Genomic DNA, 26,417 nt, shown 5'->3' on the forward strand with positions numbered 1-26,417 from the left:
TCGCCCGGCCTCAGGCGACGAACACGCAGAAGATGTGCCCCTCCGGGCTGGCGTAGGCCCGCAGCGGCTCCTCCGGGTCGTCGGTGCGGTCCAGGCGCAGCTCGCCGCCCAGCTCCAGCACCAGGTCGTGCACGGCGTCCAGCGCGGACCGCGACGGGACCGTGGTGTCGAGGTGCGACACCGACGGGTGCCCGGGCTCGGGCCAGCGGCTCGCTGTCAGCTGCTCGACCTCCTGCACCGCCAGCGCCCGCCGGCCGTCCGGGTGGGTGAGCACCAGCCAGTCCGCGTCGTCGTCGCCGTCCTCTGGCTCCTCGTCGACCGCTCGGTAGACCAGCCCCAGGAGCATCCGCCAGAACTCGGCCTCCCGGCGCGCGTCGCGGGCGTCGAGCACGACGTGCAGCAGCTGCGGGACGACCGGCGGGAAGTCGGCGGGATGGGCGTGGCTGGCTGGAGGGGTGGCCATCATCCGACCCTACGACGTGTGAGGATCCCGGGATGAGCAACACCCCACGACCTTCTTCTCCCCCGCTCCGCTCCCCCGGACAAGGCCGCGGGGACCCCGGGACGAGCGCCAGACCCGAGTGGATCCAGGTCTTCCTCGACACGCCCGCGGACGCCTACGAGGAGGCCGTCGCGTTCTGGTCGGCCGTGACCGGCTGGCCGCCGTCCGCGCGGCGCGGCGAGGAGGGCCAGTTCCTGACGCTGCTGCCGCCGGCGGGATCGGCGTACGTCAAGCTGCAGGCCGTGGACGGCCCGGCCGGTGTGCACCTCGACCTCGACTCGACCGATCGCCCGGCGACCGTCGCGCGGGCCGGCGACCTCGGTGCCACCGCAGCCTGGCGCTACCACGACGTCGAGGTGGTGCGCTCCCCCGGCGGCCTGGTCTTCTGCCACACGCTGCTCGACGGGGAGCCGACCCTGGTCCGCGACGGGACGACGGTCCTCGACCAGGTGTGCCTCGACGTCCCGGCCGTCCACTGGGAGTCCGAGGTGGCGTTCTGGTCCGAGCTGACGGGCCGCGAGCCGCAGGTCGAGAGCCTCCCCCACTTCGTCCGGCTGGTCGAGGACGGGCGGGTGCGTCTCCTCCTCCAGCGCCTCGACGAGCCCGACGGCCCGGTCCGCGCGCACCCCGACCTCGCGACGGCTCACCGCGAGACCGACGCCCAGGAGCACGTACGCCTGGGCGCGAAGGTCGTCTCGGTGAACGCGTTCTGGACCGTGCTCACCGCGCCGGGCGGCCAGGTCTACTGCCTGACCGACCGCGACCCGGCCACCGGGCGCGTCGCCGGCGTGTGACAGACCCCACGGCCCACGCTGACTCCGCCGTGCGTACTGTCGGTATGTGAATTCCCCCCACCGCGTCCTGCCCGTCCTCGCGCTCGCCGCCGGGCTCGTCGCCGCGCCCACCTTCGGGCCCGCCGCCGCGACGGGCGCAGCCCCCGCGCAGGCCGTCGCGCCCGTCCTGCCGGTCCAGTGCGAGGTCGGCGCCGAGACGGTGCTGGCCTGGGACGACGTGGCCTACGACCTGCGCGGCACATGCGGCGTCGTCCGGGTGAGCGCCGACCACGCGACCATCACGATGCCGGCAGCCACCCGGCTCGTCCTCGAGGGCACGGGCACCGCGGTGACCGCGAAGCCACTCCTCGACGTCGAGGTGACCGGTGCGGGCAACAGCCTCGCCACCCCGTCCGTGCGGTCGCTGGTCGTCAGCGGCCCCGGCACGACGGTGACCGTCGCGGGCCTCGTGGAGCTGGCGGAGCTGTCCAGCACCTCGTCGACGCTGACCGCCGACGTCGTCAACCTGGCCCGCCTGCGCGGCGCCGACGCCGTGACCGCCCGCAAGGCCTACCGCACGCGGATCACGGGCTCGGACAACGTCGTCGGGCTGCGACGTGCCGACAAGCTCGTGCTCACCGGCGACCGCAACGCCGTCACGGTCACGCGCGGTCGTACGACGCTCCGTGACCGCGGCGACGCCAACGTCCTCGACCTCCGCCCCCGGCGCCGCCGCTGAGCCTGGGCGGCGCCGGCACGCTGCCCGGCCGCGGCCCAGCCGCGAGGGTGGCGGCACATCGCCGCCCGTCCCCGAGGGTGGCGGCGTATCGCCGCCCGTCCCCCGAGGGTGGCGGCACATCGCAGGTGCGCGACCCCCGACCACGTCATCTGCCGCCACCCACACCCGCAATGGCCCCTGAGTCTGTGGGCGACTCACCGGCCAGGGGACGCGACCCCGACCCCGACACGCCCGGGATGCACGTTGAGTCTCTGGGCGACTCACCGGCAAAGGCGGACGTACGCCGGGTCAGGCCAGCGCGCCGTCGCGAACGGTCACCCGCCCGCCGTACACGGTGTGCACGACCCGAGAGGTGAGGCTGCGCCCGTGCCAGGGGTTGTTGCGCGAGAGCGACGCGGAGGCGTCGCGGTCGACGGTGACGGCGGTGTCGGGATCGACGAGCACGACGTGGGCCGGCGAGCCGGGCTCGAGCGGCCGCCCCTGGTCGGTCAGTCCCGCGATCCGCGCGGGAGCCGTCGACATCACCCGGGCGACGTCGGTCCAGGACAGGTCGGGCAGCGCCGTGCGGACCACGCCGAGCGCGGTCTCGATCCCGAGCATCCCGAAGGCCGCGTCGACGAACGCGTGCTCCTTATCGTGGCGAGCGTGCGGCGCGTGGTCGGTCGCGACGGCGTCGATCGTGCCGTCGGTGAGCGCCTCGCGGAGCGCGTCGACGTCCTCCTGCGGGCGCAGCGGCGGGTTGACCTTGTAGGTCGGGTCGTAGCCGGTGAGCAGGTCGGTCGTGAGCAGCAGGTGGTGCGGGGTGACCTCGGCGGTGACCGCGATGCCCTGCGCCTTCGCCCACCGCAGCACCTCGACCGAGCCGGCGGTGGACACGTGGGCCACGTGGACCCGCGAGCCGGTGTGCCGGGCGAGCATCACGTCGCGGGCGACGACCACCTCCTCGGCGATCCCCGGCCAGCCGGGCAGCCCGAGCCGGCCGGACAGCTCGCCCTCGTGGCAGCAGGCGGCCGGACCGGCGAGCGTCGGGTCCTGCGAGTGCTGCGAGACGACGCCGCCGAACGCCTTGACGTACTCCAGCGCTCGGCGCATCACCCGCGCGTCGTGGACGCACTTCCCGTCGTCGGAGAAGACCTTCACGGCCGCGCGCGAGCGGTGCATCAGCCCGAGCTCGGCCAGCTCCTCGCCGGCCAGGCCACGGGTCACTGCGCCGACCGGCTGCACGTGCACCAGCCCCGCCTCGCGGCCGAGCTCCCAGACGCGGGTGGCGGCCTCGGCGGTGTCGGTGACGGGCGAGGTGTTCGCCATCGCCAACACCGCGGTGTAGCCGCCGAGCGCGGCGGCCTGCGAGCCGGTGAGGATGGTCTCGGCGTCCTCACGGCCGGGCTCGCGCAGGTGGGTGTGCAGGTCGACGAGCCCGGGCAGGGCGACCAGGCCGTCGGCGTCGATGGTCTCCGCGCCGGACGGCGCCTCGTCGACGAGGACGCCCGCGTCGTCGACGTACAGGTCCCAGGTCTGCTCGCCGAGCAGCGAGGCTCCCTTGATCACCAGCGACATCAGGCAATTCCTCCCCGGGTGTCCCCGGCCAGCAGGTGGTAGAGCACGGCCATCCGGATCGCCAGGCCGCCGGAGACCTGCTCCAGCACGACCGACTGCGCCGCGTCGGCGGCGTCGGCGGCGATCTCGAGGCCGCGATTCATCGGTCCCGGGTGGCAGATCGGGACGTCCGGCTTGAGCAGGGCCAACCGGTTGCGGGTCAGGCCGTAGCCGACCGTGTACTCCCGCGCGCTCGGGAAGAACGCACCGGACATCCGCTCGCGCTGGACGCGCAGCATCATCACCGCGTCGGCCTCCGGCAGGACCGCGTCGATGTCGTACGACGTCTCGAAGCCGGCCGCGGCCGACCACGCGCCGATCCCGCTGGGCATCAGCGTCGGCGGCGCGACGACGGTCACGCGAGCGCCGAGGCGGGTCAGGCACTGCACGTTGGACCGGAAGACCCGGCTGTGGGTCAGGTCGCCGATGATCGCGACGTGGCGGCCCTCGAGCGAGCCGAGGTGGCGCTGGAGCGTGTAGGCGTCGAGGAGCGCCTGGGTCGGGTGCTCGTGCATCCCGTCGCCGGCGTTGACCACCGCGGCGTCGACCCACTGGCTGACCTGGACGGCGGCCCCGCTGGCCGGGTGGCGGATGACGAGACCGTCGACGCCCATCGCGCAGACGGTCAGCACCGTGTCGCGCAGGCTCTCGCCCTTGGACGTGCTCGACCCCTTGGCGCTGACGTTGATGACGTCGGCGGAGAGCCACTTGCCGGCGATCTCGAACGACGACCGCGTGCGGGTGGAGTCCTCGAAGAACATGTTGACGACCGTGCGGCCCCGCAGCGCCGGCAGCTTCTTGACCTCGCGGCTCTGCACGTCGTGCATGTCGGCGGCGGTCTCGAAGAGCTGCAGGATTTCGTCGGTGGAGAGGTCGTCGATGGAGAGCAGGTGCTTCACGAGATGGTCACCTCGTCGGTGCCGTCTACCTCGGCCAGGCGCACGCTGACGCGTTCGGCCAGGGCGCTGGGCAGGTTCTTGCCGACGTGGTCGGCGCGGATGGGCAGCTCGCGGTGCCCGCGATCGACGAGCACGGCGAGGCGTACGGCGCCGGGCCGGCCGAGGTCGGCGAGGGCGTCGAGCGCGGCGCGGATGGTGCGGCCGGAGAAGAGGACGTCGTCGACGAGGACGACGACCTTCCCGTCGATCCCACCGGGCGGCAGCGCCGTCTTGTGGGCGCGCCGGGTCGGCTGCGAGCGCAGGTCGTCGCGGTACATCGTGACGTCGAGCTCGCCGACAGCGACCGGAGCGCCCTCGACGGCCGCGATCTTCTCCGCGACGCGCTTCGCGAGCGGCACGCCGCGGGTGTGCAGGCCGAGCAGCACCAGGTCGGCAGCGCCCTTGTTGCGCTCGAGCAGCTCGTGCGAGATGCGGGTCAGCGCCCGGGAGATGTCACGGGCGTCGAGGACGGTGCGCTCCGTCCTCCCACTGATGTCAGGGACGGTGTCGTCGGGGGCAGGCATCTGCGCTCCGGACCTCCTTCTCCGCCTCACGGGACGGCTCGTTAAAGGATGTCGATCGCTGGTGACCCTAGCAGCCGGGCGGGTCCGGAGCCGTGACGGGAGTACGCTCGAAGGGAGCGGCACTTTCCGCTCACGCAGGTCAGGAACTCCACATGAGCATCGGCTACGCCACCGCATATCGCGCCGGGATCATCCCGTGGGAGAAGGCGAGCCGCCAGGACCGGCCCACCCTCGAGCACCTCCTCGACCGTGAGGAGGCCTTGCGGCCCGACCGGGTCCGTCGGGCCATCGACCTCGGCTGTGGCCGCGGCGCCAACACCAAGCTCCTTCTCGATCGCGGCTGGGACGCCATGGGGGTCGACAACGTGCGTCAGGCCATCGACACCGCCGTGCGCCGCAACGGCCTCGACGACGCGCGCTTCGTCATCGGCGACGTGCGTCACCTGGTCCACTCCGGGGTCGGCAGCCGGTTCGACCTCTTCCTGGACATCGGCTGCTTCCAGAGCCTCGACGACGCAGGTCGCACCCTCGTGGCGGGCGGCGTCACCGAGCTCGCCGCGCCGGACGCCACCGTCCTGATGCGCACGGGCGGACCGCGGGCCTTTCCCGTGCGCCCGAAGCAGGCCGTGCGTCACGACATCGAGCGGGCCTACCGAGGCTGGACCGTGACCGCTGTGTCGGGCGTCGGATCAACCGACGCGACCTCACCCACCCGAGCGTCGAACGCCAGGAGCGGTGAGTGGTTCCGGCTCACCCGCACCTGATCCGACGGGGCCGACCGCGACCTCAGCGCTCCAGGATGGCGACGACGCCCTGCCCGCCGGCGGCGCAGATCGAGATCAGCGCCCGGCCCCCCGTACCGGTGGACTCAGCCTTCTGCGCGAGCAGCTTGGCCGCGACGGGGATGATCCGCCCGCCGGTCGCGGCGAAGGGGTGTGCGGCCGCGAGCGACGAACCGTTGACGTTGAGCTTCTCGCGGTCGATCGAGCCGAGCGGTGCCGCGAGGCCGAGCCGCTCCTTGCAGAACACCGGGTCCTCCCACGCCGCGAGCGTGGACAGCACCTGCGAGGCGAACGCCTCGTGGATCTCGTAGTAGTCGAAGTCCTGGAGCGTGAGCCCGTTGCGCTCCAGCATCCGCGGGACGGCGTACGCCGGCGCCATCAGCAGGCCCTCGTGGCCGTTGACGTAGTCGACCGCTGCGGTCTCCGCGTCGACGAGGTGGGCGAGCACCGGCAGCCCCCGCTCCTGCGCCCACTCGTCGCTGGACAGCAGCACCGCCGAGGCGCCATCGGAAAGCGGGGTGCTGTTGCCCGCGGTCATCGTCGCGGCTGCGCCCTTGCCGAAGACCGGCTTGAGGGTGGCGAGCTTCTCGACCGTGGAGTCCGGGCGCAGGTTGTTGTCGCGCTCGACGCCGCGGAACGCGGTGACGAGGTCGTCGTGGAAGCCCTCCTCGTAGGAGCGCGCGAGGTTGTGGTGGGAGCGGGCGGCCAGCTCGTCCTGCGCCTCGCGGGTGATGCGCCACTCCAGCGCCGTGAGCGCGGCGTGCTCGCCCATCGAGAGCTTCGTGCGGGGCTCGCCGTTCTGGGGGATGTCGAGGCCGATGTCGCCGGGACGGATCGCGCCGAGCGCCTTGAGCCGGCTCGCGGTGTCCTTGGCCGAGTTGACCTTCATCAGCTTGCGGCGCAGCTTGTCGCTGATCGCGACGGGCGCGTCGGAGGTGGTGTCGGTGCCGCCGGCGACGCCCGCGTCGATGACGCCGAGCGCGATCTTGTTGGCCACCTGGATCGCCGCCTGCAGCCCCGTGCCGCAGGCCTGCTGGATGTCCGTGGCGGGAGTCTCGGGCGCGAGTCGGGAGCCGAGCACGCACTCGCGGGTGAGGTTGAAGTCGCGCGAGTGCTTGAGCACCGCCCCGGCCACGACCTCGCCGAGCCGCTCGCCGCGCAGCTCGAACCGGTCGACGAGGCCGTCGATGGCGGCGGTCAGCATCTCCTGGTTGGAGACGCCGGCGTAGACGGTGTTGGACCGGGCGAACGGGATGCGGTTGCCGCCGACGACGGCGACGGGGCGGGTGGTGGGCTGCATGTTCCTATCCTTGCCGGAGAGTCGCCCCCGGCCAACGACCTGAGGGGCACGTCACGAAAAGTGGACTCGGAGTTACAACACGCGTTACACATCGACACCACCGTCCCGTCCCACCAGCGAAAGGGAACACCGCGACCATGAGCGACCGCTACCAGGGCTTCGTGTCCACCCCGATCGGCAAGCTGCTCGTCAAGAACCTCGGGCTGCCCGACCCCACCCGGCTCGAGCGCTGGTCCGACGGGTCGCCGCTCGTGGACGGGCTCGTCGTTCTCGGCGGCGAAGGACGCCTGGCGGAGACCCTCCCGACCACCCTCGACGGGCTGGGCATCGCGTCCGCCACCACGCTCGAGGAGGGCACGCGCGCCAAGGCTCTGGTCTTCGATGCCACCGGCATCACCGACACCGCCGGTCTCGTCGCCCTGCAGGAGTTCTTCACCCCGCTCATGCGCCGCCTCGAGTCCTGCCCGCGCGTGGTCGTGATCGGCACGCCGCCCGAGCAGCGCACCGGGTCCGAGCGGATCGCCCAGCGCGCGCTCGAGGGCTTCACCCGCTCCCTCGGCAAGGAGATCGGCCGCGGCGGCACCGTCCAGCTCGTGTACGTCGCTCCTGCCGCCGACGGGGCGATCGCCTCGACTCTCGCCTTCCTCCTGTCCCCCAAGTCGGCCTACGTCTCGGGCCAGGTCGTCCGCATCGGTGCCCACGGCTCCGTGACCACCGACGAGGTGACCGACTGGACCCGCCCCCTGGCCGGCAAGGTCGCGCTCGTGACCGGCGCGAGCCGCGGCATCGGCGAGGAGATCGCCCGGGTCCTGCACCGCGACGGCGCGACGGTCGTCGGGGTCGACGTGCCGCAGGCCGCCAGCGAGCTGCAGACCCTCATGGGGGAGCTCGACGGCGACCACCTCGTCCTCGACATCACCGCCAAGGACGCCCCGCAGCGCATCGTCCACCACCTGCGCGAGCACCACGGCGGCGTCGACGTGGTGGTCCACAACGCCGGCATCACCCGCGACAAGAAGCTGGCCAACATGGCCGAGGACCGCTGGAGCAGCGTCGTCGCCGTCAACCTCACCGCACCCGAGCTGATCACCCGCGAGCTGCTCGACCAGGGCGTCGTCAACGCCGGCGGCCGCATCGTGGGCGTCGCCTCGATCGCGGGCATTGCCGGCAACGTCGGCCAGACCAACTACGCGACCTCCAAGGCCGGGGTCATCGGCCTCGTCGACAGCCTGCGCGACGAGCTCCCCGACGGGATCACCGTCAACGCCGTCGCGCCCGGCTTCATCATCACGCAGATGACCGCCGCCGTCCCGTTCGCGACCCGTGAGGTCGGCCAGCGCCTCAACGCCATGTCGCAGGGCGGCCTGCCGGCCGACGTCGCCGAGACCATCGCGTGGTTCGCGAGCGCCGGCTCAGGCGCGGTCAACGGCAACGTCGTGCGCGTCTGCGGCCAGATGATGCTGGGCGCCTGATGACGGCGCCGAAGACCCTCACCGGCGAGCCGGGCGGGCTGACCACGCTCGTCCGCGCGGCGCTGCCGGCGGTGCCGGGCGTCAATCGGCTGCCGGGGATCCGCAAGGGGGCCGCGCGCGACTTCACCGGTCTCGCCTACTCCCGCGAGGCGGTCGTCGTCGAGCGTGCCCGCGTGGACGCCTACGCCGCCGCCTGCGGCTTCCCCCGCCGCGACGTCGTACCCGTGACCTTCCCGCACCTGCTGGCGTTCCCGCTCCACATGGCGATCATGAGCGACGCGGACTTCCCCTACGCCGCGATCGGGATGGTCCACGTCGAGAACGCGATCACGGCGCACCGCGCCATCGGCGTCGGCGAGGCGCTCGACGTCACCACCTCGGTCGCCACGCCGCGCCCGCACGCCAGGGGCGTCCTGCTGGACTTCACCACCACCGTGTCGGGTGGCGGCGAGACCGCGTGGGAGTCGACCTCGACCTACCTGCGGCGCGGGCGGTCCGTCGACGGCGATGCGAAGCCGGGCCTCGAGCTGCCGGACCCGCCGACCGGCGGCGTCGAGTGGAGCCTGCCCGCCGACCTCGGGCGCACGTACGCCGCCGTGTCGGGCGACGCGAACCCGATCCATCTCCACCCGCTGACCGCGAGGGCGCTGGGGTTCCCGCGCCAGATCGCCCACGGCATGTGGACCCTGGCACGCTCGGTCGCCGCGATCGAGAACCGGCTGCCCGACGCCGTCACCGTCGAGGTGGCGTTCAAGAAGCCGGTGCTCCTGCCGAGCACGGTGCGCTACTCCGCCCACCAGGACGGCCCGGGCTGGGCCTTCGCGATGACCAACCCGAGGGACGGCTCGCCGCACCTGCTCGGTCGGACGACACCGGCCTGAGGCCGACGCTCCTCCGCCGCGCGCGTCAGCGGCGGGGGTTGCCGAACCGGATCGTCCTCAGCACCCCGCGGGCCGAGGTGGGCGCGCGGCCGAGGCCCTGGGTGAACGTCGCCGACCCCGGCGACCAGACCCCGAGGTCGGTCACCCCGTCACCGTTCCAGTCGCCGGTCACCGGCAGGTCGCCCGCCGCGCCGAACTGGACGACCTCGAGCACGGAGAGCCCCGAGGCGTTGACGCTGCGCAGCGTGAAGGTGGCAGTCGCCTGGTCGAAGACACCCAGGTCGGTCGTGCCGTTGCCGTCCCAGTCGCCGGTGACGGGCAGGTCGTCGGCGTCGCCGAGCCAGACCGGGGTCGAGGTCCCGTCCGCCATCCGCGGGTGGAACGTGCCCTCGGAGGGCCGGCGCACGCCGATCTCGGTGGTGCCGTTGCCGTCCCAGTCGCCGCTGACCGGCATGTCCGAGGGCAGCCCCCACCTGATCTTCACGATGCCGGTCGGGGTCTTGAGCTTGAACCTGCTCACCTTCGGCGTGCGCACCCCGACGTCGAGCTGCCCGTCTCCGTTCCAGTCGCCGAGCAGCGGCTCGTCGTACGCCTTGCCGAACCGCACCGTCGCGCCCGAGTTGAAGACGAACGACGACTTCTTCGCGCGGCGGAAGACGGCGACCTCGGACACCCGGCCGCCGGTGTAGTCCCCGGCGAGCGGCACGTCGACGCAGTTGACCGACGTCTGGGCGCCGTCGCGGTAGGCGGCGCCGTTCAGCACGGCCGGGACCACGCTGCGGCCGACCTTCTCCTCGAAGTGCAGGTGCGAGCCCGAGGAGTTGCCGCTGTCGCCGAGCGTGCCGATCATCGCGCCCTGGTCGACGCGTTGGCCGAGGGCGACCACGACGCTGGCGAGGTGGGCGTAGAGCGAGGTCTCCCCGTTGCCGTGGTCGACCACCACCCAGCGGCCGTAGCCGCCCGTGGGCGTGGCCTGCGCCGTCGTCACGACCCCGGCGGCGGCCGCCACGACCGGGGCGCCGAGGTCCGGGTTGCGGTTCCAGTCGATGGCGTAGCGGCTGGGGCTGTGGCCGACCCGGGTGGCACCGCTCCACGTCTCCCCGCACGGGAAGGGCATCTGGTACGCCGTGACCGGCGAGCGCCGCGCGGCAGCCGGGGCCAGCGGGGCGAGCAGCGACAGCGCTGCGGCGGCTGCCACGAGCGCGGTCGTTCGGGGGGTCGGACCCATGGGTGAGCGTCCTCGACACGGCGGAGGGATGGGACGGGCGCCACCGGTCCGTGCCGTTGTCCCACCAGTTGCATGGGTTCACCGCAGTCCCAGACGCCACACGAGCGATCACAGGTTATGGGCGCGCGACACGCCCGTCAGCGAAATGCCGAGAACTACATGGATGTAATGCTATGCGCGGTCGTCGCGCAGCCGGATCAGGCCCTCCTGGGCCACCGTCGCGACGAGCTCGCCCGACTGCGAGAACACCCGGGCCAGCGCCAGGCCGCGAGCGCCACCGGCGAACGGCGAGAACTGGTCGTAGAGCCACCACTCGTCGGCGCGGAACGGCCGGTGGAACCAGATCGTGTGGTCGAGCGACGCGGGCTGGAGCCGCGGCGAGGCGATGTGGATGCCGTGCGGCACCAGGGCGGCGCCCAGCAGCGTGAGGTCGCTGGCGTAGGTGAACGCCGCCTGCTGGACCGTCGGATCGTCGGAGAGCTCACCGTCGACCTTGATCCAGAGCCGGGCCCGGGCCGGCTGATCGGGATCCTCGGGGAGCCCCTGGCCGGTGATCCCCACGTAGCGAATGTCGAGCGCCGACCATTCCCGCTCCCATTGCTCGGCGGCCTCGGGGCCGCGCGAGCGCGCGAGCTCCACCAGCGGCATCCCCTGCTCGGGGCTGGGAACCTCCGGCATCCGGTCCTGGTGCTCGAGGCCCGGCTCGGGGATCTGGAAGTTGGCGGTCATGTAGTAGATCGGCCGGCCGTGCTGGCGCGCCGACACCCGCCGGGTCACGAACGAGCGCCCGTCGCGGATCCGCTCGACGTCGTAGACGATCGGCACGGTCGTGTCACCGGGGCGCAGGAAGTAGGAGTGCAGCGAGTGCAGCACGTACTGGCTCTCGACGCTGCGGGTGGCGGCGACGACCGCCTGCGCAGCCACCTGTCCGCCGAACACCCGCTGGCGCTCGGTGCGCGCCTGCGCACCGCGGTAGAGGTCGACCTCGAGGCGCTCGAGGTCGAGCAGGGTCGCCAGCTCGTCGGCGCTGCCCGCCATCAGCGGCCGTCCCAGCCGCCGGCGTCGTCGCCGTTGTCCTTGGACTGGTCGTCGAGGTCGGCGAGGAACGCCTCGAAGTCGCGGCCGATCTCCTCGCCGGTGGGCAGGGTGCCGTCGCTGGCCAGCAGCGAGCTGCCGGCGGCCTCCGCCTCGCGGAAGGAGTCGTACTGCTGCTCGAGCCCTCGGACGACGTCGCCGACCTCGTCGTGGGTCGAGAGGTAGCGGTCGACCTCGGCCTCGGTGATCTCGGCCGCCTCCCGGAGCTCGCCGAGGTCGATGGTGAGGTGGCCGCCGATCTCGAGGTGCTCGAGCAGCACGAGCGCGGCCTGCGGGTACTCCATCTGCGCCAGGTAGTGCGGGATGTGGGCGACGAACCCCAGGGCATCGATGCCCCACTCCCCCAGCCGGATCTCCAGCAGCGCCTGCGCGCTCGCCGGGACACGGAGCTCGCCCTGCCACGGGCTCTCGCCGGGGACGAGGTCGGGGCGGTTGGCGTGGGGCGTGATGGCGATCGGCCGGGTGTGCGGCACGGCCATCGGCACGGCGCCCATGCTCACGACCCGACTGACGTCGAAGCGCTCGACGACCTCGCGGACGGCGCGGGCGAAGGCCTCCCACCGGATGTCGGGCTCGGGGCCGGCGAGCAGCAGGAACGGCGTACCGCCGGTGTCGCGCAGCGCGCGGACGACCAGCCGGGGCGCCTCGTAGTCGGTGTAGTGGTCGCGGACGAAGGTCACCGGGGGCCGGCGGGCGCGGTAGTCGTGCAGCGCGTCGACGTCGAAGGTGGCCACCACCTTGCCCTCCGCCAGGTCGGACAGGTGCCGAGCAGCCAGCTCCGCGGACTTGCCCGCGTCGAGGAAGCCGGTGAGGACGACGACGAGGGTGAGGTCACCGGCATCGGCGAGCACCTCGGCGTCGTCGACGATGTGCACGAGTCGGTCGGCCATGGCTAGAGCCTAGTGAGTCGCCGTCCGTGACCCGACACACACCCGCCCTGGTGGGCAGGCATTGTTACTCAGGGGTAACGTGAGCGCACCCTGTCCCCCTCATAGCCTGGGAGTAGCCAGTGTCCCGACCACAGCGTGAGGTCGTCTTCGTCGACGGCGTACGCACCCCGTTCGGCAAGGCCAAGGGCCAGTACGCCGAGACGCGCGCCGACGACCTCGTCATCAAGAGCATCCGCGAGCTGCTCCGGCGCAACCCGTCCCTGCCGCCCGAGCGGGTGGACGAGGTGGCCATCGCCGCCACCACCCAGATCGGCGACCAGGGCCTCACCATCGGTCGCACCGCCGCGCTGCTCGCGGGCCTGCCGCAGAGCGTCCCCGGCTACTCCATCGACCGCATGTGCGCCGGCGCGATGACGGCCGTGACCAACACCGCCTCGGGCATCGCGTTCGGCGCCTACGACGTCGCCATCGCCGGCGGCGTCGAGCACATGGGCCGCCACCCGATGGGCGAGGGCGTCGACCCCAACCCGCGCATCCTGTCCGAGCGCATCGTCAACCCCGACGCGCTCGTCATGGGCAAGACCGCGGAGAACCTCCACGACCGCTACCCCACGATCACCAAGCAGCGCGTCGACGCGTACGCCGTCCGCAGCCAGCAGAAGACGAAGGCCGCCTACGACGCCGGGAAGATCCAGCCCGACCTGGTGCCGGTCGCGACCCGCTCGGCCGACGCCGGCTGGGGGCTGGCCACGACCGACGAGCCGATGCGCCCCGAGACGACGATGGAGTCCCTCGCGAGCCTCAAGACCCCCTTCCGCTCGCACGGCAACGTCACCGCCGGCAACGCCGCGGGCATCAACGACGGCGCCACCGCCGCGCTGCTGGCCGACGAGGAGACCGCGCGCGAGCTCGGCCTCCCCGTGAAGATGCGCCTGGTCACCTACGCCTTCGTCGGCGTCGAGCCCGAGGTGATGGGCGCGGGCCCGATCCCGGCGACCGAGAAGGCGCTGCGGCTCGCCGGCCTCACGATCGACGACATCGGGGCCTTCGAGGTCAACGAGGCGTTCGCCGTGCAGGTGCTCGCCTTCCTCGAGCACTACGGCATCGCCGACGACGACTTGCGGGTGAACCCCTACGGCGGCGCGATCGCGATGGGGCACCCGCTCGCCTCGTCCGGCGTACGCCTGATGAACCAGCTGGCGCGCCAGTTCGAGGAGCGTCCCGAGGTCCGCTACGGCCTCACCACCATGTGCATCGGCATCGGCATGGGCGGCACGGTGATCTGGGAGAACCCCCACTGGACCGGTGCGGCCGCGACCCCCGACTCGATGGGAGAGTCCAAGTGAACGACGTCAGCATCTTCGAGCGCGCGCAGGCGATCGTGTCCGACGCCGAGCGCGTCACGCAGGCCCACCTGCGGACCGTCAGCCTGCCGGGCGCGTCCATCGGCCTGATCACCCTCGACAACGGCGAGGACCACACCAGGCCCAACACGTTCGGACCGGCCTCGCTGCTCGCGCTCAACACCGCGATCGACGCGGCGCTGGCCGACGACACGATCGACGCGATCGCGGTCACGGGCAAGCCATTCATCCTGGCTGCCGGCGCCGACCTCAACGCGATCCAGGGCGGCGGCCCCGACGCCGTGCGAACGGTCGCCGAGCTCGGGCACGCGGTCTTCCGCAAGCTGCAGGACGGCGGCAAGCCGTCGTTCGGCCTCGTCAACGGCCTCGCCCTCGGCGGCGGCCTCGAGGTGGCGCTGCACTGCACCTACCGCACCGTGATGGACTCCGCGCCGGCCCTCGGCCTGCCCGAGGTCATGCTCGGCCTGGTCCCCGGCTGGGGCGGCGCGTGGCTGGTGCCCAACCTCGTCGGTGCCGACAAGGCCGTGACGCTGATCGTCGAGAACCCGCTCAACCAGGGCAGGACGCTGGGCGGGCAGGCGGCGTACGACTTCGGGCTGGCCGACGCGGTCTTCAACGGTGCCGACTTCCTCGAGCAGTCCCTGCTCTGGGCGGCCTCCGTGCTCCGCGGCGAGACCGTCGTCGAGCGCGCCGAGGTCGACCGGGGCGAGGCGTGGGACGCGGCGATCGAGCGCGCCCGCGGCATCGTCGCGGCCAAGACCGGCGGCGGCTCCCCCGCCGCGGCCAAGGCGGTCGAGCTCATCGCGGCAGCGCGTGACACCGACCGCGACACCGGCTTCGCGGCCGAGGACGACGCCCTCGAGGCGATGTCGCAGACCGCCGAGCTGCTGGCCTCGCTCTACTCGTTCGACCTCGTCCAGAAGCGGGCCAAGCGGCCGGCGGGAGCGCCCGACAGGTCGCTCGCCCGCCCGGTGACCAAGGTGGGCGTCGTGGGTGCCGGCCTGATGGCGAGCCAGCTCGCGCTGCTCTTCGTACGACGCCTCGAGGTGCCCGTCGTGCTGACCGACCTCGACCAGGAGCGCGCCGACAAGGGCGTGGCCTACGTCCACGCCGAGATCGACAAGCTGCTCGCCAAGGGCCGGATCAACCAGGACAAGGCCAACCGCCACAAGGCGCTGGTCTCCGGCGAGACCGACAAGCAGGTCGCCTTCGGCGACGCCGACTTCGTGATCGAGGCCGTCTTCGAGGAGATGTCGGTCAAGAAGACGGTCTTCGCAGACGTCGAGAAGGTCGTGAGCGCCGAGTGCGTGCTGGCGACCAACACCTCGTCGCTGTCGATCACCGAGATGGCCGCCGACCTCGAGCACCCCGAGCGGGTCGTGGGCTTCCACTTCTTCAACCCCGTCGCGGTCATGCCGCTGCTGGAGATCGTGAAGGGCGACGCCACCGACGACGCCACGCTGGCCACGGCGTTCGCCACCGGCAAGGCGCTGAAGAAGACGACGATCCTGGTCAAGGACAGCCCGTCGTTCATCGTCAACCGGCTGCTCGGCCGGTTCATGAGCGAGGTCGGCCGGATCGTCGACGAGGGCACCTCCGTCGGCGTCGCCGACAGCGCCTTCGCCGGCATCGCGCCGATGCCGCCTCACCAGCTGCTCGGTCTGGTGGGGCCGGCGATCGCGCTGCACAACGTGGAGACGCTGAAGGGTGCGTTCCCCGACCGCTTCTACGTCTCCCCCGCCCTCGAAAGGGTCGTCGCGGCCAGGAAGGGCGCCTACTACGGCCCCGACGGTCGCCTCGACCCCGAGGTGGAGGAGCTGCTCGAGAAGCCGTCGTCCCCCGTCGTGCTCACCGCCGAGGAGGTGCGGGAGCAGACGTTGTCCGGCCTGGCCGAGGAGGCGCGCCTGATGCTCGACGAGGGCGTCGTCGCCGCCCCGCAGGACATCGACCTGGCGATGATCACCGGGGCCGGGTTCTCGTTCTGGAACGGCGGGCTGACCTTCATGCTCGACGTCAGTTCGGCGCCAGGACGCGCCGGCTCGACGTCAGGAGCTGGGGTCGGCAGCGGCGTCGGCAGGACGCGTGTGCTTGTCGTAGTCCCCGCGTCCGAGCCGGCTGTGGGAGCGGCCGTAGGCGAAGTAGACGACGAGCCCGATGGCCATCCAGACCAGGAAGCGGAACCAGGTCTCGGCGATCAGGTTGAGCATCAGGTATCCGCACAGCAGCACCGACGCGGTGGCGACGACGTAGATCCCCGGCACCCGGAACGAGCGGTGCAGGTCGGGGCGCGTCCGGCGCAGGATCAGCACACCCACGCTGACGAGCATGAAGGCGAACAGCGTGCCGATGCTGACCAGGTCGCCCAGCGTCTCGAACGGCACGAAGCCGGACAGCACCGAGACCATGACCGCGGTCACCGCGGTGATGCGGTACGGCGTACCGAACGTCGGGTGGACCCTGGCCAGGCCGACGGGCAGCAGACCGTCACGCGCCATCGCGAAGGCGACCCGCGTCTGGCCCATCATCAGGATCAGCACGACGACGGTCAGCCCGATGGTGGCCCCGATGGCGATCAGGTCCGATATCCAGTGCAACCCGACGTTCTCGAACGCCGTCGCGAGGGGTGCCGCGTCATCGGGGTCGATGTCGCGGTAGTTCTGCATGCCGGTGATGACGAGGGAGACCGCGATGTAGAGGACCGTCACGATGGCGAGCGACGCCAGCACCCCGATCGGGACGTCGCGCTGCGGGTTCTTGGTCTCCTCGGCGGTGGTCGCCACGACGTCGAACCCGATGAACGCGAAGAACACGATGGCGGCACCGGCGATCACCCCGGCGATCCCGAAGACCGCCGGCTCGAGGCCGAAGATCGAGGTGATCAGCGGGGTCTTCCAGGCGGAGGCGTCCGCGCCCGAGGAGGGCTGGCTCGGCGGGATGAAGGGGGTGTAGTTGGACGTCTTGACGTGCGCGATGCCGACGATGATGACGAGGGCGACGACGCTCAGCTTGATGGCCACCACGATCTGGTTGACCCGGCTGGAGAGCTTGATGCCGCCGATCAGGACCGAGGCGCAGACCAGGGTGATCACGATCGCCGGGAGGTTGACGACGCCGTCGCTGGCGGAGGTCAACGTCGCCGGGATCTCGAGCGGAGTGCCGTCCAGCAGGGCCGTGAGGTAGCCGGAGAAGCCGACGGCCAGCGCCGAGGCACCGACCGTGAACTCCAGCACGAGGTCCCAGCCGATGATCCAGGCGATCAGCTCGCCGAAGGTGGCGTACGAGAACGTGTAGGCGCTCCCCGCGACGGGCACCGTCGAGGCGAACTCGGCGTAGCAGAGGGCCGCGAGCGCGCAGGCCAGGCCGGCGATGAGGAACGACAACGAGATGGCCGGTCCGGCGTTGGTCGCGGCGACCAGGCCGGTGTAGACGAAGATGCCGGCGCCGATGATGACGCCGACACCGAAGATCGTGAGGTCGAGGGCACCGAGGTTCTTCTTGAGGCGGTGCTCCGGCTCCTCGGTCTCGGCGATCGACTGCTCGACTGACTTGGTCCGGAAGAGACTCATCCTTGCAAGGTAGACCCGACCGGCCCTCCCGCGCCTCCCGGTCTCGCGTGTCGCGGGTGACCCAACCATCCGGGGTGCTGGGATCGTCGGTAGGGGTGAGCACCCCCGAGCAGTCAGGACCCAGCGATGCCACGACGAGATCCGGCAGCCTTCGCCGAGTTCGTCGCCGCCCGGTCGGCCTCGCTGCACCGCACGGCGTACCTCCTGGTCGGTGACCGTGGCCTCGCCCAGGACCTGCTCCAGGAGGCGCTCACCAAGACGTACGTCGCGTGGCCGAGACTGCGCGACCCGAGCAAGGCCGACGCCTACACGCGCAAGGCGATCACGACCACGGCGATCACCTGGTACCGCCGCCGCAGCTGGGGCGAGCGTCCCGTCGACACCGTGCCCGAGCGGGTCGGGGCCGGTCACGACGACGAGGTGGCCACCAGGGACCTGCTCTGGCAGGCGCTGCAGGCCCTGCCGCCGCGGCAGCGTGCTGCGATCGTGCTCCGCTTCTACGAGGACCTCACCGAGGTCCAGACCGCGGCGGTCCTCGGCTGTGCCGTCGGCACCGTCAAGAGCCAGGTCTCCACCGGCCTCCGCACTCTCCGCACGCGCCTCGGCGACCGGATCGCCGACCCCGACCTCTTCCCCCCCGACCCGCTGGAGGTGACCCGATGACCGGGCTGCTGAACGACCTGATGCGCGACCGTGCCGACCACCTCGAGGCGCCGGAGGTCGACCTGGCCGCCATCGCCCGCGACGGCGAGCGAGTCGTACGCCGCCGGCGCGCCGCCCTCGTCGGAGGCGTAGCTGCGGCCTCCGTCGTGGCCGTGGTCTCCGGAGCCGCGCTGCTCGGCACCCGGGGCGGGGACGACGGGCAGGTCGCGGGCAGTCCCCCGGCCGCTGTCCAGCCCCTGACCTGGACGACCGGGCGGACGCTGCACACGGCCGGCGGGGAGTCCGTCGACCTCGCCGCCGAGGTCCGGGCCTGGGTCTGGGTCGGCGACGACGTCGTCTACACGGATCCCGGCCACCGCGTGCACCTGTGGCAGGACGGTCGCGACCGGGTCGTCGGCGAGACGATGGCGCCGGACACCGACCTCGCCGAGCTCGTGTCCGACGGCACGTTCGTCGCCTGGGTCGGGGCCGACCGACGGGTCGAGCGCTACGACGTGTCCGACGGGGCCACCGTCCGGGGGCCGGCCCTCCCCGGTGAGCGGCCGCGGGTGACGGCGATCGACGGCGCCGAGGTCTACCTCGCCGACTCGGCCGGGGTGTACGCCTGGCAGCCGTCGACGCCGAGCAGCTACCGCACCATCGACACGGACCCGCGCGCGGTGGTCCTCGACGCCGAGTCCGGCACCCTGGTCCGCACCGCCCCGGGCCGGACGGTGCTCCTCGAACGCGAGGGCACGACCCTGCACGTGTCAGCGCGCGAGTTCGCCGACCTCTCCCCCGACGCCGGGTTGCTGTCGCTGGACGACGCGGACATCGGCAAGGTCGTCGACACGACGACGGGCCGGGGAGTCACGCTGGACCACGGCCACGAGTGGGCGGTCGGCTACCAGTGGCTCGACCCGACCACCGTGGCGACGCTCGCCTTCGACGGCATGGACGACGAGGCGTCGATGGACGGCTGGCTCCTGACCTGCGACGCGCTCACCGGCGCCTGCGCACCCGGCGAGCACCTGCCGGCGCTCGGCGAGTTCCAGCTGCCGGCCGGCCTGCACTTCGCCGCTCCGTGAGCTGATCAGGCGGTGTGGTCGACCTCGACGACGCTGGGCCTGCTGTCGAGGGCGGTGACGTCCTCCACGATCGACCGGGCGAGGGTCTGCGCGTCGAGGCCGATGCGCGCCAGGATCACGTCGCGCTTGGCGTGGTCGAGGAACTCCTGCGGGATGCCGTGCAGGCGGAACGGCGTACGCACGCCGGCGTCGTTGAGGGCCTGCAGGAGCGTCGCGCCGCAGCCGCCGACGCGCCCGTTGTCCTCGATGCTCACCACGAGCCGGTGCTCGCGCGCGAGGTCGATCAGGGCGGGGTCGACCGGCTTGACCCAGCGCGGGTCCACGACGGTGACGCCGATGCCCTGGTCGGTGAGCCGCGCGGCGACCTCGACGGCCGTGGTCGCCATCGAGCCGACCGCGACGACGAGCACGTCGCGGTCGCCCGAGCGGACGAGCACGTCGGCGCCTCCGGCCCGGTCGATCGCCGGCACGTCCGCGGGCGGCGGGCCCTTGGGGAACCGGACCACCGTCGGGGCGTCGTCGACAAGGACGGCCTCGTCGAGCAGCTCGTGCAGCCGCGTGACGTCACGGGGCGCGGCGAGCCGCAGGCCGGGGACGACCTGGAGGATGGACATGTCCCACATGCCGTTGTGGCTCGCGCCGTCGTCGCCGGTGACACCCGAGCGGTCGAGCACGAACGTGACGCCGCACTTGTGCAGCGCGACGTCCATCAGGACCTGGTCGAAGGCGCGGTTGAGGAAGGTCGCGTAGACCGCGAAGACGGGGTGGAGGCCGCCCATCGCCAGTCCGGCGGCAGAGGTGACGGCGTGCTGCTCGGCGATGCCGACGTCGAAGGTGCGCTCGGGGTACTTCTCGGCGAACACGTCGAGACCGACGGGGTGCATCATCGCCGCGGTGATCGCCACGACGTCCTCGCGGCGGGCGCCGAGGTCGACGATCGCCTCGGAGAAGTGGTCGGTCCAGATCTTGCCCTTGGGCTTCTCCGCACCGGTCTGCACGTCGAAGGGTCCGGGGGCGTGGAACTGGTCGGCCTCGTGCCGCAGGGCGGGGTCGTAGCCCTGGCCCTTGCGCGTGAGCGCATGGACGATGACGGGGCCGTCGAAGCGCTTCGCGTTGGTCAGCGCCTGCTCCATCGCGGCGCGGTCGTGGCCGTCGACGGGTCCGACGTACTTGAGGCCGAGGTCCTCGAACAGCCCCTGCGGGGCGAGCGCGTCCTTCATCCCCTTCTTGACGGCGTGGAGCGCGTCGTAGGCCGCGTGCCCGACGCCGGGGACGGCGTTGAGCCGCTTCTTGACCAGGTCGAGGACCTGCTCGTAGCGCGGGTTGGTGCGCAGCGAGGTGAGCGCGGTGGCGAGCCCGCCGATGGTCGGGGTGTAGGAGCGCTCGTTGTCGTTGACGACGATGACGAGGCGGCTCCTCTTCGCGATCGCGATGTTGTTGAGGGCCTCCCACGCCATGCCGCCGGTGAGGGCGCCGTCGCCGATCACCGCGACGACGTGCCGGTCCTCACCGCGGATGGCGTAGGCCTTGGCCAGCCCGTCGGCGTAGGACAGCGCGGTGGAGGCGTGCGAGTTCTCGACGATGTCGTGGTCGGACTCGGCCTGGCTGGGGTAGCCGCTGATTCCACCCTCCTTGCGCAGGGTGGCGAAGTCGGCGTGACGACCGGTCACGAGCTTGTGCACGTAGGACTGGTGGCCGGTGTCGAAGACGACCCGGTCGCGCGGGGAGTCGAAGACCCGGTGGATGGCCAGCGTCAGCTCGACGACGCCGAGGTTGGGGCCGAGGTGCCCAGAGTTCGTCGCGACGGTGCGGATCATCAGGTCGCGGATCTCGGCAGCGAGCTCGTCGAGCTGCTCCGCGGAGAGCCCGCGGAGGTCGCTCGGGGAGCCGATCGAGTCGAGGAGAGCCATGGGGCGAGAGTCTATTTCATGGACGGTCGAGGACCGCCACCGCCGGCTCGTGGAGGCTCCCCAGCCAGAGCCTGCCGTCGTGCTCCCGGACGCCGGTGACCATGTGGTAGCCGGCGCCGCGTTCGGGGCCCGGCAGGTCGAGGTCGTGGACGAGCCGGCCGTCGTCGTCGTAGGCCTGCACCCGGATCGTCCGCGCGGGCTTGGGCTGGAGCGCCTCGGGGATCCGTGTGACCGCCTTGCGCAGCGGCATCGGGGCCGTGCCGAGCCGCTCGACGAGGCCGTCGACCGGGCTCGCGACCGCGACCCAGATCAGCCCGTCGCTGCCCCGGCTGATGTTGTCGGGGTAGCCCGGGAGGTCCGTGACGAGGTGGTCGCGCTCCCCCGCGCGCGGGCCGGCCAGCCAGAGGCGTACGACCGTGCGGCCGCGGCACTCGGCCACGGCGACGAAGGACTCGTCGGCGGCGAGGGCGACGCCGTTGGCGAACGCCAGCCCCGTGAGCACCACCTCGACCGAGCCATCGGGGTCGCGGCGCAGCAGCCGACCGGTGCGGGTGTGCTGGACGAAGTCGTCCTTCCACTGCTCCACGCCGTAGTGCAGCGAGGAGTCGCTGAACCACACGGTGCCGTCACCGGCGACCGCGGCGTTGTTGCAGAACCTCATCGGCTCACCGCCGACCTCGCCGACGAGCACCTCGACGGCGCCGGTCGTGGGCGACACCCGCAGCACGCCCCGCTTCGCGTCGCAGACGAGGAGGTCGCCGTCGGGCAGCAGCTCGATGCCGAGCGGGCGACCGCCGGTGTCGGCGACCCGGCGGGTGCTTCCCGTCGCGGGGTCGAGCGCCCAGATCGCGCCGTCCTCGGTGCCGGTGAAGACGGTGCCGTCGGGCGCGACGAGCACGTCCTCCGCCCCCATCGACGGGACGGGGTGGACGGTGAGGGTCTGGGCGGTCATGGCGCCATGCTGGCGTAGACGTCGCTGTCGAGGAAGGCCGGGACGATGTCGGTGGCCGCCGAGCTGAGGTCGAGCCCGCGCGCCACCGCCGGGTCGACGAAGACGATCTGGCGTCCCTCGCGGCAGTCGATGTCGGCGTCGGTCAGGTCAGTGGCGGCCACGAAGACCTGCATGACGTCCCACGTGCCGTAGGCCTCGCGGTGGTCGACCACGAACTCGCGGAACAGCTGCAGCCCGCCCGCAGGCAGGCGTACGCCGGTCTCCTCCTCGAGCTCACGGTGGGCGGCAGGCTCGAAGTCCTCGCCCGGGTCGACGTGGCCGCCGGCCAGGCCCCACTTCTCCGGGTCGATGCGCGGGAACTCGTCGCGCTCCTGCAGCAGGATCCAGCCGCGGCGGTCGACGAGGATGATCCCGGCGAAGCGCCTCGGGTCGGGTCCACGGTCGAACGGATGGGCCGCTGTCCAGTCCCGAAGGTGGGGCTCCACCAGGCGGGTGGCCGGGATGACGTCGAGCCCGGACAGCCGCTCGGGGGCGACGAAGACCATCTGCCGGCCCTCGTGGCACTCGACGTCGTCGTCCCCCAGCGTCGTACGCGCAGCGAAGACGCCATAGCGGTGGGTCGACTGGGTGAACCGGCCGAGGTCGTCGAGGTCGGCAGGGTCCACCACGACGCCGGTCTCCTCCGCCAGCTCGCGCGCCGCCCCGTCGACCGGCTGCTCACCGTGCTCGAGCCCGCCGCCCGGGAGGCACCACATGTCCGGCCACGCGGGTGCACGGTCGTCGCGCTCCTGCATGAGCACGCGCCCGCGGGGGTCGACGAGGGCCACCTGGACGAAGTCGACGGGAGGTGGCACCGCGTGCCACTCGCGCACCGCGTCGAGGGTCAGCCGCGTCGCCCGGTGGAGCGGTCGGTCGGCGACGTCAGCGAGGTCGACGAAGGCCATCCGGACGCCCTCGCCGCACGTGACCTCGGACGCCGCGGCGGCGGTGCGGACGGCGAACAGCTCGAACTCGTCGTCCCCGCCGCAACCGTCGCTCCGGAACTGCCGCACCCCCAGCGACTCCAGGTCGCGGGCGTCCACGACGAGACCCGTCTCCTCGGTGAGCTCGCGGACGGCCGCGTCGACGAAGTCCTCGCCGGCCTCGAGGTCGCCCCCGGGGTAGCCCCAGCGACCGGGCTCGTGCAGCGCGTCGTCGCCGCGCTCCTGCATCAGCAGCCGCCCGCGCGGATCGATCACGGCGACGGCGGCGAACCTGTGCATCGGGCGACCCTAGCGACCGCTCACATCCGCACGCGGTAGCGACGCCCCCGCAGGGCGTCCTCGACCAGCCCCACCTCGCGTCGTACGCCGAGCAGGCGGGCGTCCTCGAGCTGGAAGGTCTGCACCGCCGCCAGGACGACCGCCTCGTCAGCCACGTCCTTCAGGTCACCGCGGATCTCGCTGAGCCCGCGGCGGGTCGCCAGCTGCTGTGCCTCGACGTGGAGCACGGCGAAACGAGCGAGGACCACGACGTGCCGGCGCAGGCCGGAGAAGCGGCGGTAGTCGGGCGGGCACAGGTCGAGCAGCCAGCTGGCCGCTGTGACCTCCCAGTCGGGCGCATCGGGGGGTCGCACCTGCCGCGGCCAGCCCGGGGGCGCGACGCCCGCGTGGCCCTGCGGCGGCGTCGGCCGCTGGCGGGGTTGGGGGGCGGGGAACACCACCCCAGTATATCGAACAGATGTTCGATCTCTCAGCCTGACCCCAGCGCCTTCTCGATCTCGGCGAGGTCAGGGTCGCGCAGCCCGACCAGGTCGAGCCGCCACCAGACGTCGGGATAGACCAGGCGACCGGTCATCCACGGCTCGTGCCTGCCCAGCAGGAGGACCTGGCAGGCGGGCTCGGGAATGCGACGGGACGGGCGCTCGAGCCCGTGGACCGAGGCCGCGCTCCAGCCGTGGCTGCCGTAGTAGTCGGGGGCGCCCTCGAGGAAGACCAGGGGTGCACCGAGCCGCTCGGCCACGTCGGGGACCTGGGCGAGCAGGCGGCCGCCGATCCCCTGCCGCTGGTGGTCGGGCGCCACGGCGAGGGGGCTCAGCACCAGGACGTCGACAAGCCGCTCCCGGGCGTCCAGCCACGCGCGTGAGAGGGCGACGCAGCCGACGACCTCGCCGTCCGACTCGGCGACGAGCTCCACCGCCATGTCCTCGACCCCGCGCAGCAGCGCCATCACGTCGTTGACCGAGGCACCATGGTCGCCGAAGGCGGCCTCGACGACCGCTTCCACCGCCGGGGTGTCGACGTCGCCGGCCTCGCGGATAGTGACGTCCACGGTCATCCCTCCAGGAACGACCAGCGCACCTCGCGCTCGTCGTTGTCGACATTGAGGTCGACCAGGCAGATGCTCTGCCAGGTCCCGAGCGTGAGCCGCCCGCCCAGGACCGGGACCGTGCAGTGGGGCGGCACGATCGCGGGCATCACGTGCGAGCGACCGTGGCCCGGGGAGCCGTGGCGATGGCGCCACCGGTCGTCAGGGGGCAGCAGGTCGCGCAGGGCCGCCAGCAGGTCGTCGTCCGACCCGGCGCCGGTCTCGATCACCGCGATGCCGGCCGTCGCGTGCGGGACGAACACCTGCAGCAGCCCGTCCCCCCGGTCGGCGACGAACTCGACGGCGTCCTGCGTCAGGTCGAGCACGACCTCGTCGCTGCCGGTGCGATAGCTGCGGGTCTCACTGTGCATCGCGCAGCGCCTCCTCGATGCGCTCCACCTTCGCGGTCAGCTGGCCGTCGTAGCCGGGTCGGATGTCGGCCTTGAGCACCAGGCCGACGCGCGGTGAGGCCGCCGAGACCGCGTCGACGGCCCGCTTGACCACGGCCATCACCTCGTCCCACCCCCCCTCGATGTTGGTGAACATCGCGTTGGTCTCGTGGGGCAGGCCGGACTCGCGGACGACCCGGACGGCGGCCGCCACCGCGTCGGTGACCGAACCGGTCGGGTCGCTGGACATCGGTGACAGGGAGAAGGCGACGATCATGCCGCCACGCTAGGGCACCCGCCGCCCGGCCTGCCCGGGCCACCCCGGCGGGTGGAACGACCCATCCGGAACCGTGCCTACGTTCGAAGCACCAGTGACCGGCCCTCCCCCGGAGGGCCCCAACGAAGGGACACCGCGTGCCTGACGTCACCGCAAGCTCCGGCCTGCTGAGCTCCACCAAGGTCCACGTCGAGGACTCCGGCGGCTCCGGCCGCCCGGTCGTCCTCATCCACGGCTGGCCCCTGTCCGGCGAGTCGTGGAGCGAGCAGGTGGGTCCCCTGAGCGCCGCCGGCTACCGCGTCGTGGCCTACGACCGCCGCGGCTTCGGGCGCAGCGACAAGCCGTCCAAGGGCTACGACTACGACACGCTGGCCGACGACCTCGACGGGATCCTCTCCGAACTCGAGCTCACCGACGTCACCCTCGTCGGCTTCTCGATGGGTGGCGGCGAGGTGGCACGCTACGTCGCCCGCCACGGCCAGGACCGGCTCCACTCGGTGGTCTTCGCGGCCGCCGTCCCGCCGTACCTGTTGAAGGGCGACGACAACCCGGACGGCCCGCTGACCGAGGAGGCCGCCGCGGAGATGACGAAGGGCCTCGAGGAGGACCGGACGACGTTCTTCGACGGGTTCACCCGCGACTTCTTCTCCGCCGGCGGCGACCTCAAGGTCACCGAGGAGCAGCGCCAGGAGGCAATCGCGATGTGCCACCAGAGCGACCAGAAGGCCGCGCTGGGGTGCATGGAGGCCTTCGGCACGACGGACTTCCGCGACGACCTCACCCAGGTGACCGTGCCGACGCTCGTCATCCACGGCGACAGCGACGCCACGGTCCCGTTCGAGGGCTCGGGCAGGCGCACCCACGAGGCGATCTCCGGCTCGGAGCTGGTCGTCGTCCGGGACGCGCCCCACGGCTTCAACGTGAGCCACGCCGACGAGTTCAACCGGGCGCTGCTGGACTTCCTGGCGCGCTGACGGCGCTCGCCGGCGGGATCCCCGGATATCCGGGGATCGCGCGCACAACGTGGAAGATCCGAGTCGGCAGATTCAGGGAGTCGTTGCAACGCGGTTGAGATCTTCTTGGATCAACGTAGTCAGGCGTTCGCGGGGTGTGTAGTAGCCCAGGCGTTTGCGGGGACGGTCGTTGAGCTCGTCAGCGATGGT

Annotated in this window: 25 protein-coding genes and 1 pseudogene; 10 read left to right on the forward strand and 16 right to left on the reverse strand. The window is 72.3% G+C overall.

Translation table 11 applies throughout. From position 1 onward, the window contains the following. Window positions 1-10: 10 nt before the first annotated feature. Window positions 11-463 (reverse strand): VOC family protein, encoded by a 453-nt coding sequence (locus tag ACXJKB_RS19470; RefSeq protein WP_457191309.1) that lies wholly within the window; start codon window positions 461-463, stop codon window positions 11-13. Between the two features lie 32 nt (window positions 464-495). On the opposite strand from ACXJKB_RS19470, the gene ACXJKB_RS19475 reads away from it, so the two are divergent. Together ACXJKB_RS19475 and ACXJKB_RS19480 are read left to right on the forward strand one after the other, a co-directional pair. Then, window positions 496-1,296, forward strand: coding sequence for a VOC family protein (locus ACXJKB_RS19475; RefSeq protein WP_457191311.1), 801 nt, complete (start codon window positions 496-498; stop codon window positions 1,294-1,296). Between the two features lie 46 nt (window positions 1,297-1,342). Beyond that, on the forward strand, window positions 1,343-2,014 hold the full coding sequence (locus tag ACXJKB_RS19480; RefSeq protein ID WP_457191313.1) for a DUF3060 domain-containing protein: 672 nt from the start codon (window positions 1,343-1,345) through the stop codon (window positions 2,012-2,014). 288 nt (window positions 2,015-2,302) lie between these two features. Here ACXJKB_RS19480 and ACXJKB_RS19485 read toward each other — a convergent pair whose 3' ends face one another. The 3 genes from ACXJKB_RS19485 to pyrR are packed head-to-tail and all read right to left on the reverse strand — an operon-like array spanning window position 2,303 to window position 5,072. Beyond that, on the reverse strand, window positions 2,303-3,571 hold the full coding sequence (locus tag ACXJKB_RS19485; RefSeq protein ID WP_457191315.1) for a dihydroorotase: 1,269 nt from the start codon (window positions 3,569-3,571) through the stop codon (window positions 2,303-2,305). Further along, window positions 3,571-4,509: an aspartate carbamoyltransferase catalytic subunit gene (locus ACXJKB_RS19490; RefSeq protein ID WP_457191317.1), complete on the reverse strand. Its 939-nt coding sequence runs from the start codon at window positions 4,507-4,509 to the stop codon at window positions 3,571-3,573. The genes ACXJKB_RS19485 and ACXJKB_RS19490 overlap by 1 nt, the downstream gene beginning before the upstream one ends. After that, on the reverse strand, window positions 4,506-5,072 hold the full coding sequence (gene pyrR / locus ACXJKB_RS19495) for a bifunctional pyr operon transcriptional regulator/uracil phosphoribosyltransferase PyrR (RefSeq protein WP_457191319.1): 567 nt from the start codon (window positions 5,070-5,072) through the stop codon (window positions 4,506-4,508). Before pyrR ends, ACXJKB_RS19490 begins: the two co-directional genes overlap by 4 nt. Before the next feature lie 152 nt (window positions 5,073-5,224). On the opposite strand from pyrR, the gene ACXJKB_RS19500 reads away from it, so the two are divergent. After that, window positions 5,225-5,836 carry a class I SAM-dependent methyltransferase gene (locus tag ACXJKB_RS19500; protein ID WP_457191321.1) on the forward strand — a complete coding sequence of 204 codons (612 nt, stop codon included), beginning with the start codon at window positions 5,225-5,227 and terminating at the stop codon, window positions 5,834-5,836. Between the two features lie 22 nt (window positions 5,837-5,858). On the opposite strand, the gene ACXJKB_RS19505 is transcribed toward ACXJKB_RS19500, so the two are convergent. Next, window positions 5,859-7,154 (reverse strand): acetyl-CoA C-acetyltransferase, encoded by a 1,296-nt coding sequence (locus tag ACXJKB_RS19505; protein WP_457191323.1) that lies wholly within the window; start codon window positions 7,152-7,154, stop codon window positions 5,859-5,861. A 137-nt stretch (window positions 7,155-7,291) separates the two neighbouring features. On the opposite strand from ACXJKB_RS19505, the gene ACXJKB_RS19510 reads away from it, so the two are divergent. After that, window positions 7,292-8,626, forward strand: coding sequence for a 3-oxoacyl-ACP reductase (locus ACXJKB_RS19510; protein WP_457191325.1), 1,335 nt, complete (start codon window positions 7,292-7,294; stop codon window positions 8,624-8,626). Then, window positions 8,626-9,507, forward strand: coding sequence for a MaoC family dehydratase (locus ACXJKB_RS19515; RefSeq protein WP_457191327.1), 882 nt, complete (start codon window positions 8,626-8,628; stop codon window positions 9,505-9,507). Before ACXJKB_RS19510 ends, ACXJKB_RS19515 begins: the two co-directional genes overlap by 1 nt. 25 nt (window positions 9,508-9,532) lie before the next feature. Here the strand turns inward: ACXJKB_RS19515 and ACXJKB_RS19520 are convergent, their stop codons facing one another. From ACXJKB_RS19520 to ACXJKB_RS19530, 3 genes are all read right to left on the reverse strand, one after another. After that, window positions 9,533-10,735 carry a M23 family metallopeptidase gene (locus tag ACXJKB_RS19520; protein ID WP_457191329.1) on the reverse strand — a complete coding sequence of 401 codons (1,203 nt, stop codon included), beginning with the start codon at window positions 10,733-10,735 and terminating at the stop codon, window positions 9,533-9,535. Window positions 10,736-10,906: 171 nt separating this feature from the next. Then, window positions 10,907-11,773, reverse strand: coding sequence for an acyl-CoA thioesterase (locus ACXJKB_RS19525; protein ID WP_457191331.1), 867 nt, complete (start codon window positions 11,771-11,773; stop codon window positions 10,907-10,909). Beyond that, window positions 11,773-12,720: a PAC2 family protein gene (locus tag ACXJKB_RS19530; protein WP_457191333.1), complete on the reverse strand. Its 948-nt coding sequence runs from the start codon at window positions 12,718-12,720 to the stop codon at window positions 11,773-11,775. Before ACXJKB_RS19530 ends, ACXJKB_RS19525 begins: the two co-directional genes overlap by 1 nt. Before the next feature lie 119 nt (window positions 12,721-12,839). Here ACXJKB_RS19530 and ACXJKB_RS19535 point away from each other — a divergent pair, with 119 nt between their 5' ends. Together ACXJKB_RS19535 and ACXJKB_RS19540 are read left to right on the forward strand one after the other, a co-directional pair. Further along, window positions 12,840-14,066, forward strand: coding sequence for a thiolase family protein (locus ACXJKB_RS19535; RefSeq protein WP_457191335.1), 1,227 nt, complete (start codon window positions 12,840-12,842; stop codon window positions 14,064-14,066). Between the two features lie 35 nt (window positions 14,067-14,101). Continuing rightward, window positions 14,102-15,838 (forward strand): annotated as a pseudogene (locus ACXJKB_RS19540) (3-hydroxyacyl-CoA dehydrogenase NAD-binding domain-containing protein); the annotation flags it as partial. 291 nt (window positions 15,839-16,129) lie between these two features. Here ACXJKB_RS19540 and ACXJKB_RS19545 read toward each other — a convergent pair. Next, window positions 16,130-17,719, reverse strand: coding sequence for an amino acid permease (locus tag ACXJKB_RS19545; RefSeq protein ID WP_457191355.1), 1,590 nt, complete (start codon window positions 17,717-17,719; stop codon window positions 16,130-16,132). A 57-nt stretch (window positions 17,720-17,776) separates the two neighbouring features. Between ACXJKB_RS19545 and ACXJKB_RS19550 the strand changes: the two genes are divergently transcribed. Both ACXJKB_RS19550 and ACXJKB_RS19555 read left to right on the forward strand, forming a co-directional pair. Then, complete coding sequence (locus ACXJKB_RS19550) at window positions 17,777-18,313, forward strand: SigE family RNA polymerase sigma factor (RefSeq protein ID WP_457191337.1); 537 nt, start codon at window positions 17,777-17,779, stop codon at window positions 18,311-18,313. Continuing rightward, window positions 18,310-19,380 carry a hypothetical protein gene (locus tag ACXJKB_RS19555; protein WP_457191339.1) on the forward strand — a complete coding sequence of 357 codons (1,071 nt, stop codon included), beginning with the start codon at window positions 18,310-18,312 and terminating at the stop codon, window positions 19,378-19,380. The genes ACXJKB_RS19550 and ACXJKB_RS19555 overlap by 4 nt, the downstream gene beginning before the upstream one ends. Before the next feature lie 5 nt (window positions 19,381-19,385). Here ACXJKB_RS19555 and dxs read toward each other — a convergent pair whose 3' ends face one another. The 7 genes from dxs to ACXJKB_RS19590 are packed head-to-tail and all read right to left on the reverse strand — an operon-like array spanning window position 19,386 to window position 25,254. Then, window positions 19,386-21,290 carry a 1-deoxy-D-xylulose-5-phosphate synthase gene (gene dxs, locus ACXJKB_RS19560; protein ID WP_457191341.1) on the reverse strand — a complete coding sequence of 635 codons (1,905 nt, stop codon included), beginning with the start codon at window positions 21,288-21,290 and terminating at the stop codon, window positions 19,386-19,388. A gap of 16 nt (window positions 21,291-21,306) precedes the next feature. Next, entirely contained in the window at window positions 21,307-22,242 is a 936-nt protein-coding gene (locus ACXJKB_RS19565; RefSeq protein WP_457191343.1) for an SMP-30/gluconolactonase/LRE family protein, read from the reverse strand. Beyond that, a complete protein-coding gene (locus ACXJKB_RS19570) occupies window positions 22,239-23,504 on the reverse strand; it encodes an NUDIX domain-containing protein (protein WP_457191345.1) in 1,266 nt (421 codons plus the stop codon). Before ACXJKB_RS19570 ends, ACXJKB_RS19565 begins: the two co-directional genes overlap by 4 nt. Before the next feature lie 20 nt (window positions 23,505-23,524). Continuing rightward, window positions 23,525-23,941, reverse strand: a complete 417-nt coding sequence (locus ACXJKB_RS19575) for a hypothetical protein (RefSeq protein ID WP_204811200.1) — start codon at window positions 23,939-23,941, stop codon at window positions 23,525-23,527. A 32-nt stretch (window positions 23,942-23,973) separates the two neighbouring features. Continuing rightward, on the reverse strand, window positions 23,974-24,552 hold the full coding sequence (locus ACXJKB_RS19580; RefSeq protein ID WP_457191348.1) for a GNAT family N-acetyltransferase: 579 nt from the start codon (window positions 24,550-24,552) through the stop codon (window positions 23,974-23,976). 2 nt (window positions 24,553-24,554) lie between these two features. Continuing rightward, the gene (locus ACXJKB_RS19585) at window positions 24,555-24,959 is read right to left on the reverse strand and encodes a YjbQ family protein (protein WP_457191349.1); all 405 of its coding nucleotides are present in this window, start codon (window positions 24,957-24,959) and stop codon (window positions 24,555-24,557) included. Next, complete coding sequence (locus ACXJKB_RS19590) at window positions 24,949-25,254, reverse strand: thiamine-binding protein (RefSeq protein WP_457191351.1); 306 nt, start codon at window positions 25,252-25,254, stop codon at window positions 24,949-24,951. Before ACXJKB_RS19590 ends, ACXJKB_RS19585 begins: the two co-directional genes overlap by 11 nt. A gap of 137 nt (window positions 25,255-25,391) precedes the next feature. Between ACXJKB_RS19590 and ACXJKB_RS19595 the strand changes: the two genes are divergently transcribed. After that, window positions 25,392-26,228, forward strand: coding sequence for an alpha/beta fold hydrolase (locus ACXJKB_RS19595; RefSeq protein ID WP_457191353.1), 837 nt, complete (start codon window positions 25,392-25,394; stop codon window positions 26,226-26,228). Window positions 26,229-26,417 lie beyond the last annotated feature (189 nt).

Source organism: Nocardioides sp. P5_E3, assembly GCF_054049275.1.

Bases quoted from the DNA above. Each gene is read 5' to 3' on its own strand.
- ACXJKB_RS19470 (WP_457191309.1), bottom strand. From the start codon at position 463: ATGGCCACCCCTCCAGCCAGCCACGCCCATCCCGCCGACTTCCCGCCG.
- ACXJKB_RS19570 (WP_457191345.1), bottom strand. From the start codon at position 23,504: ATGCACAGGTTCGCCGCCGTCGCCGTGATCGATCCGCGCGGGCGGCTG.
- ACXJKB_RS19485 (WP_457191315.1), bottom strand. From the start codon at position 3,571: ATGTCGCTGGTGATCAAGGGAGCCTCGCTGCTCGGCGAGCAGACCTGG.
- ACXJKB_RS19550 (WP_457191337.1), top strand. From the start codon at position 17,777: ATGCCACGACGAGATCCGGCAGCCTTCGCCGAGTTCGTCGCCGCCCGG.
- ACXJKB_RS19515 (WP_457191327.1), top strand. From the start codon at position 8,626: ATGACGGCGCCGAAGACCCTCACCGGCGAGCCGGGCGGGCTGACCACG.
- ACXJKB_RS19530 (WP_457191333.1), bottom strand. From the start codon at position 12,720: ATGGCCGACCGACTCGTGCACATCGTCGACGACGCCGAGGTGCTCGCC.
- ACXJKB_RS19505 (WP_457191323.1), bottom strand. From the start codon at position 7,154: ATGCAGCCCACCACCCGCCCCGTCGCCGTCGTCGGCGGCAACCGCATC.
- ACXJKB_RS19500 (WP_457191321.1), top strand. From the start codon at position 5,225: ATGAGCATCGGCTACGCCACCGCATATCGCGCCGGGATCATCCCGTGG.
- pyrR (WP_457191319.1), bottom strand. From the start codon at position 5,072: ATGCCTGCCCCCGACGACACCGTCCCTGACATCAGTGGGAGGACGGAG.
- ACXJKB_RS19585 (WP_457191349.1), bottom strand. From the start codon at position 24,959: ATGCACAGTGAGACCCGCAGCTATCGCACCGGCAGCGACGAGGTCGTG.
- ACXJKB_RS19525 (WP_457191331.1), bottom strand. From the start codon at position 11,773: ATGGCGGGCAGCGCCGACGAGCTGGCGACCCTGCTCGACCTCGAGCGC.
- ACXJKB_RS19475 (WP_457191311.1), top strand. From the start codon at position 496: ATGAGCAACACCCCACGACCTTCTTCTCCCCCGCTCCGCTCCCCCGGA.
- ACXJKB_RS19555 (WP_457191339.1), top strand. From the start codon at position 18,310: ATGACCGGGCTGCTGAACGACCTGATGCGCGACCGTGCCGACCACCTC.
- ACXJKB_RS19545 (WP_457191355.1), bottom strand. From the start codon at position 17,719: ATGGTTGGGTCACCCGCGACACGCGAGACCGGGAGGCGCGGGAGGGCC.
- ACXJKB_RS19590 (WP_457191351.1), bottom strand. From the start codon at position 25,254: ATGATCGTCGCCTTCTCCCTGTCACCGATGTCCAGCGACCCGACCGGT.
- ACXJKB_RS19520 (WP_457191329.1), bottom strand. From the start codon at position 10,735: ATGGGTCCGACCCCCCGAACGACCGCGCTCGTGGCAGCCGCCGCAGCG.
- ACXJKB_RS19565 (WP_457191343.1), bottom strand. From the start codon at position 22,242: ATGACCGCCCAGACCCTCACCGTCCACCCCGTCCCGTCGATGGGGGCG.
- dxs (WP_457191341.1), bottom strand. From the start codon at position 21,290: ATGGCTCTCCTCGACTCGATCGGCTCCCCGAGCGACCTCCGCGGGCTC.
- ACXJKB_RS19510 (WP_457191325.1), top strand. From the start codon at position 7,292: ATGAGCGACCGCTACCAGGGCTTCGTGTCCACCCCGATCGGCAAGCTG.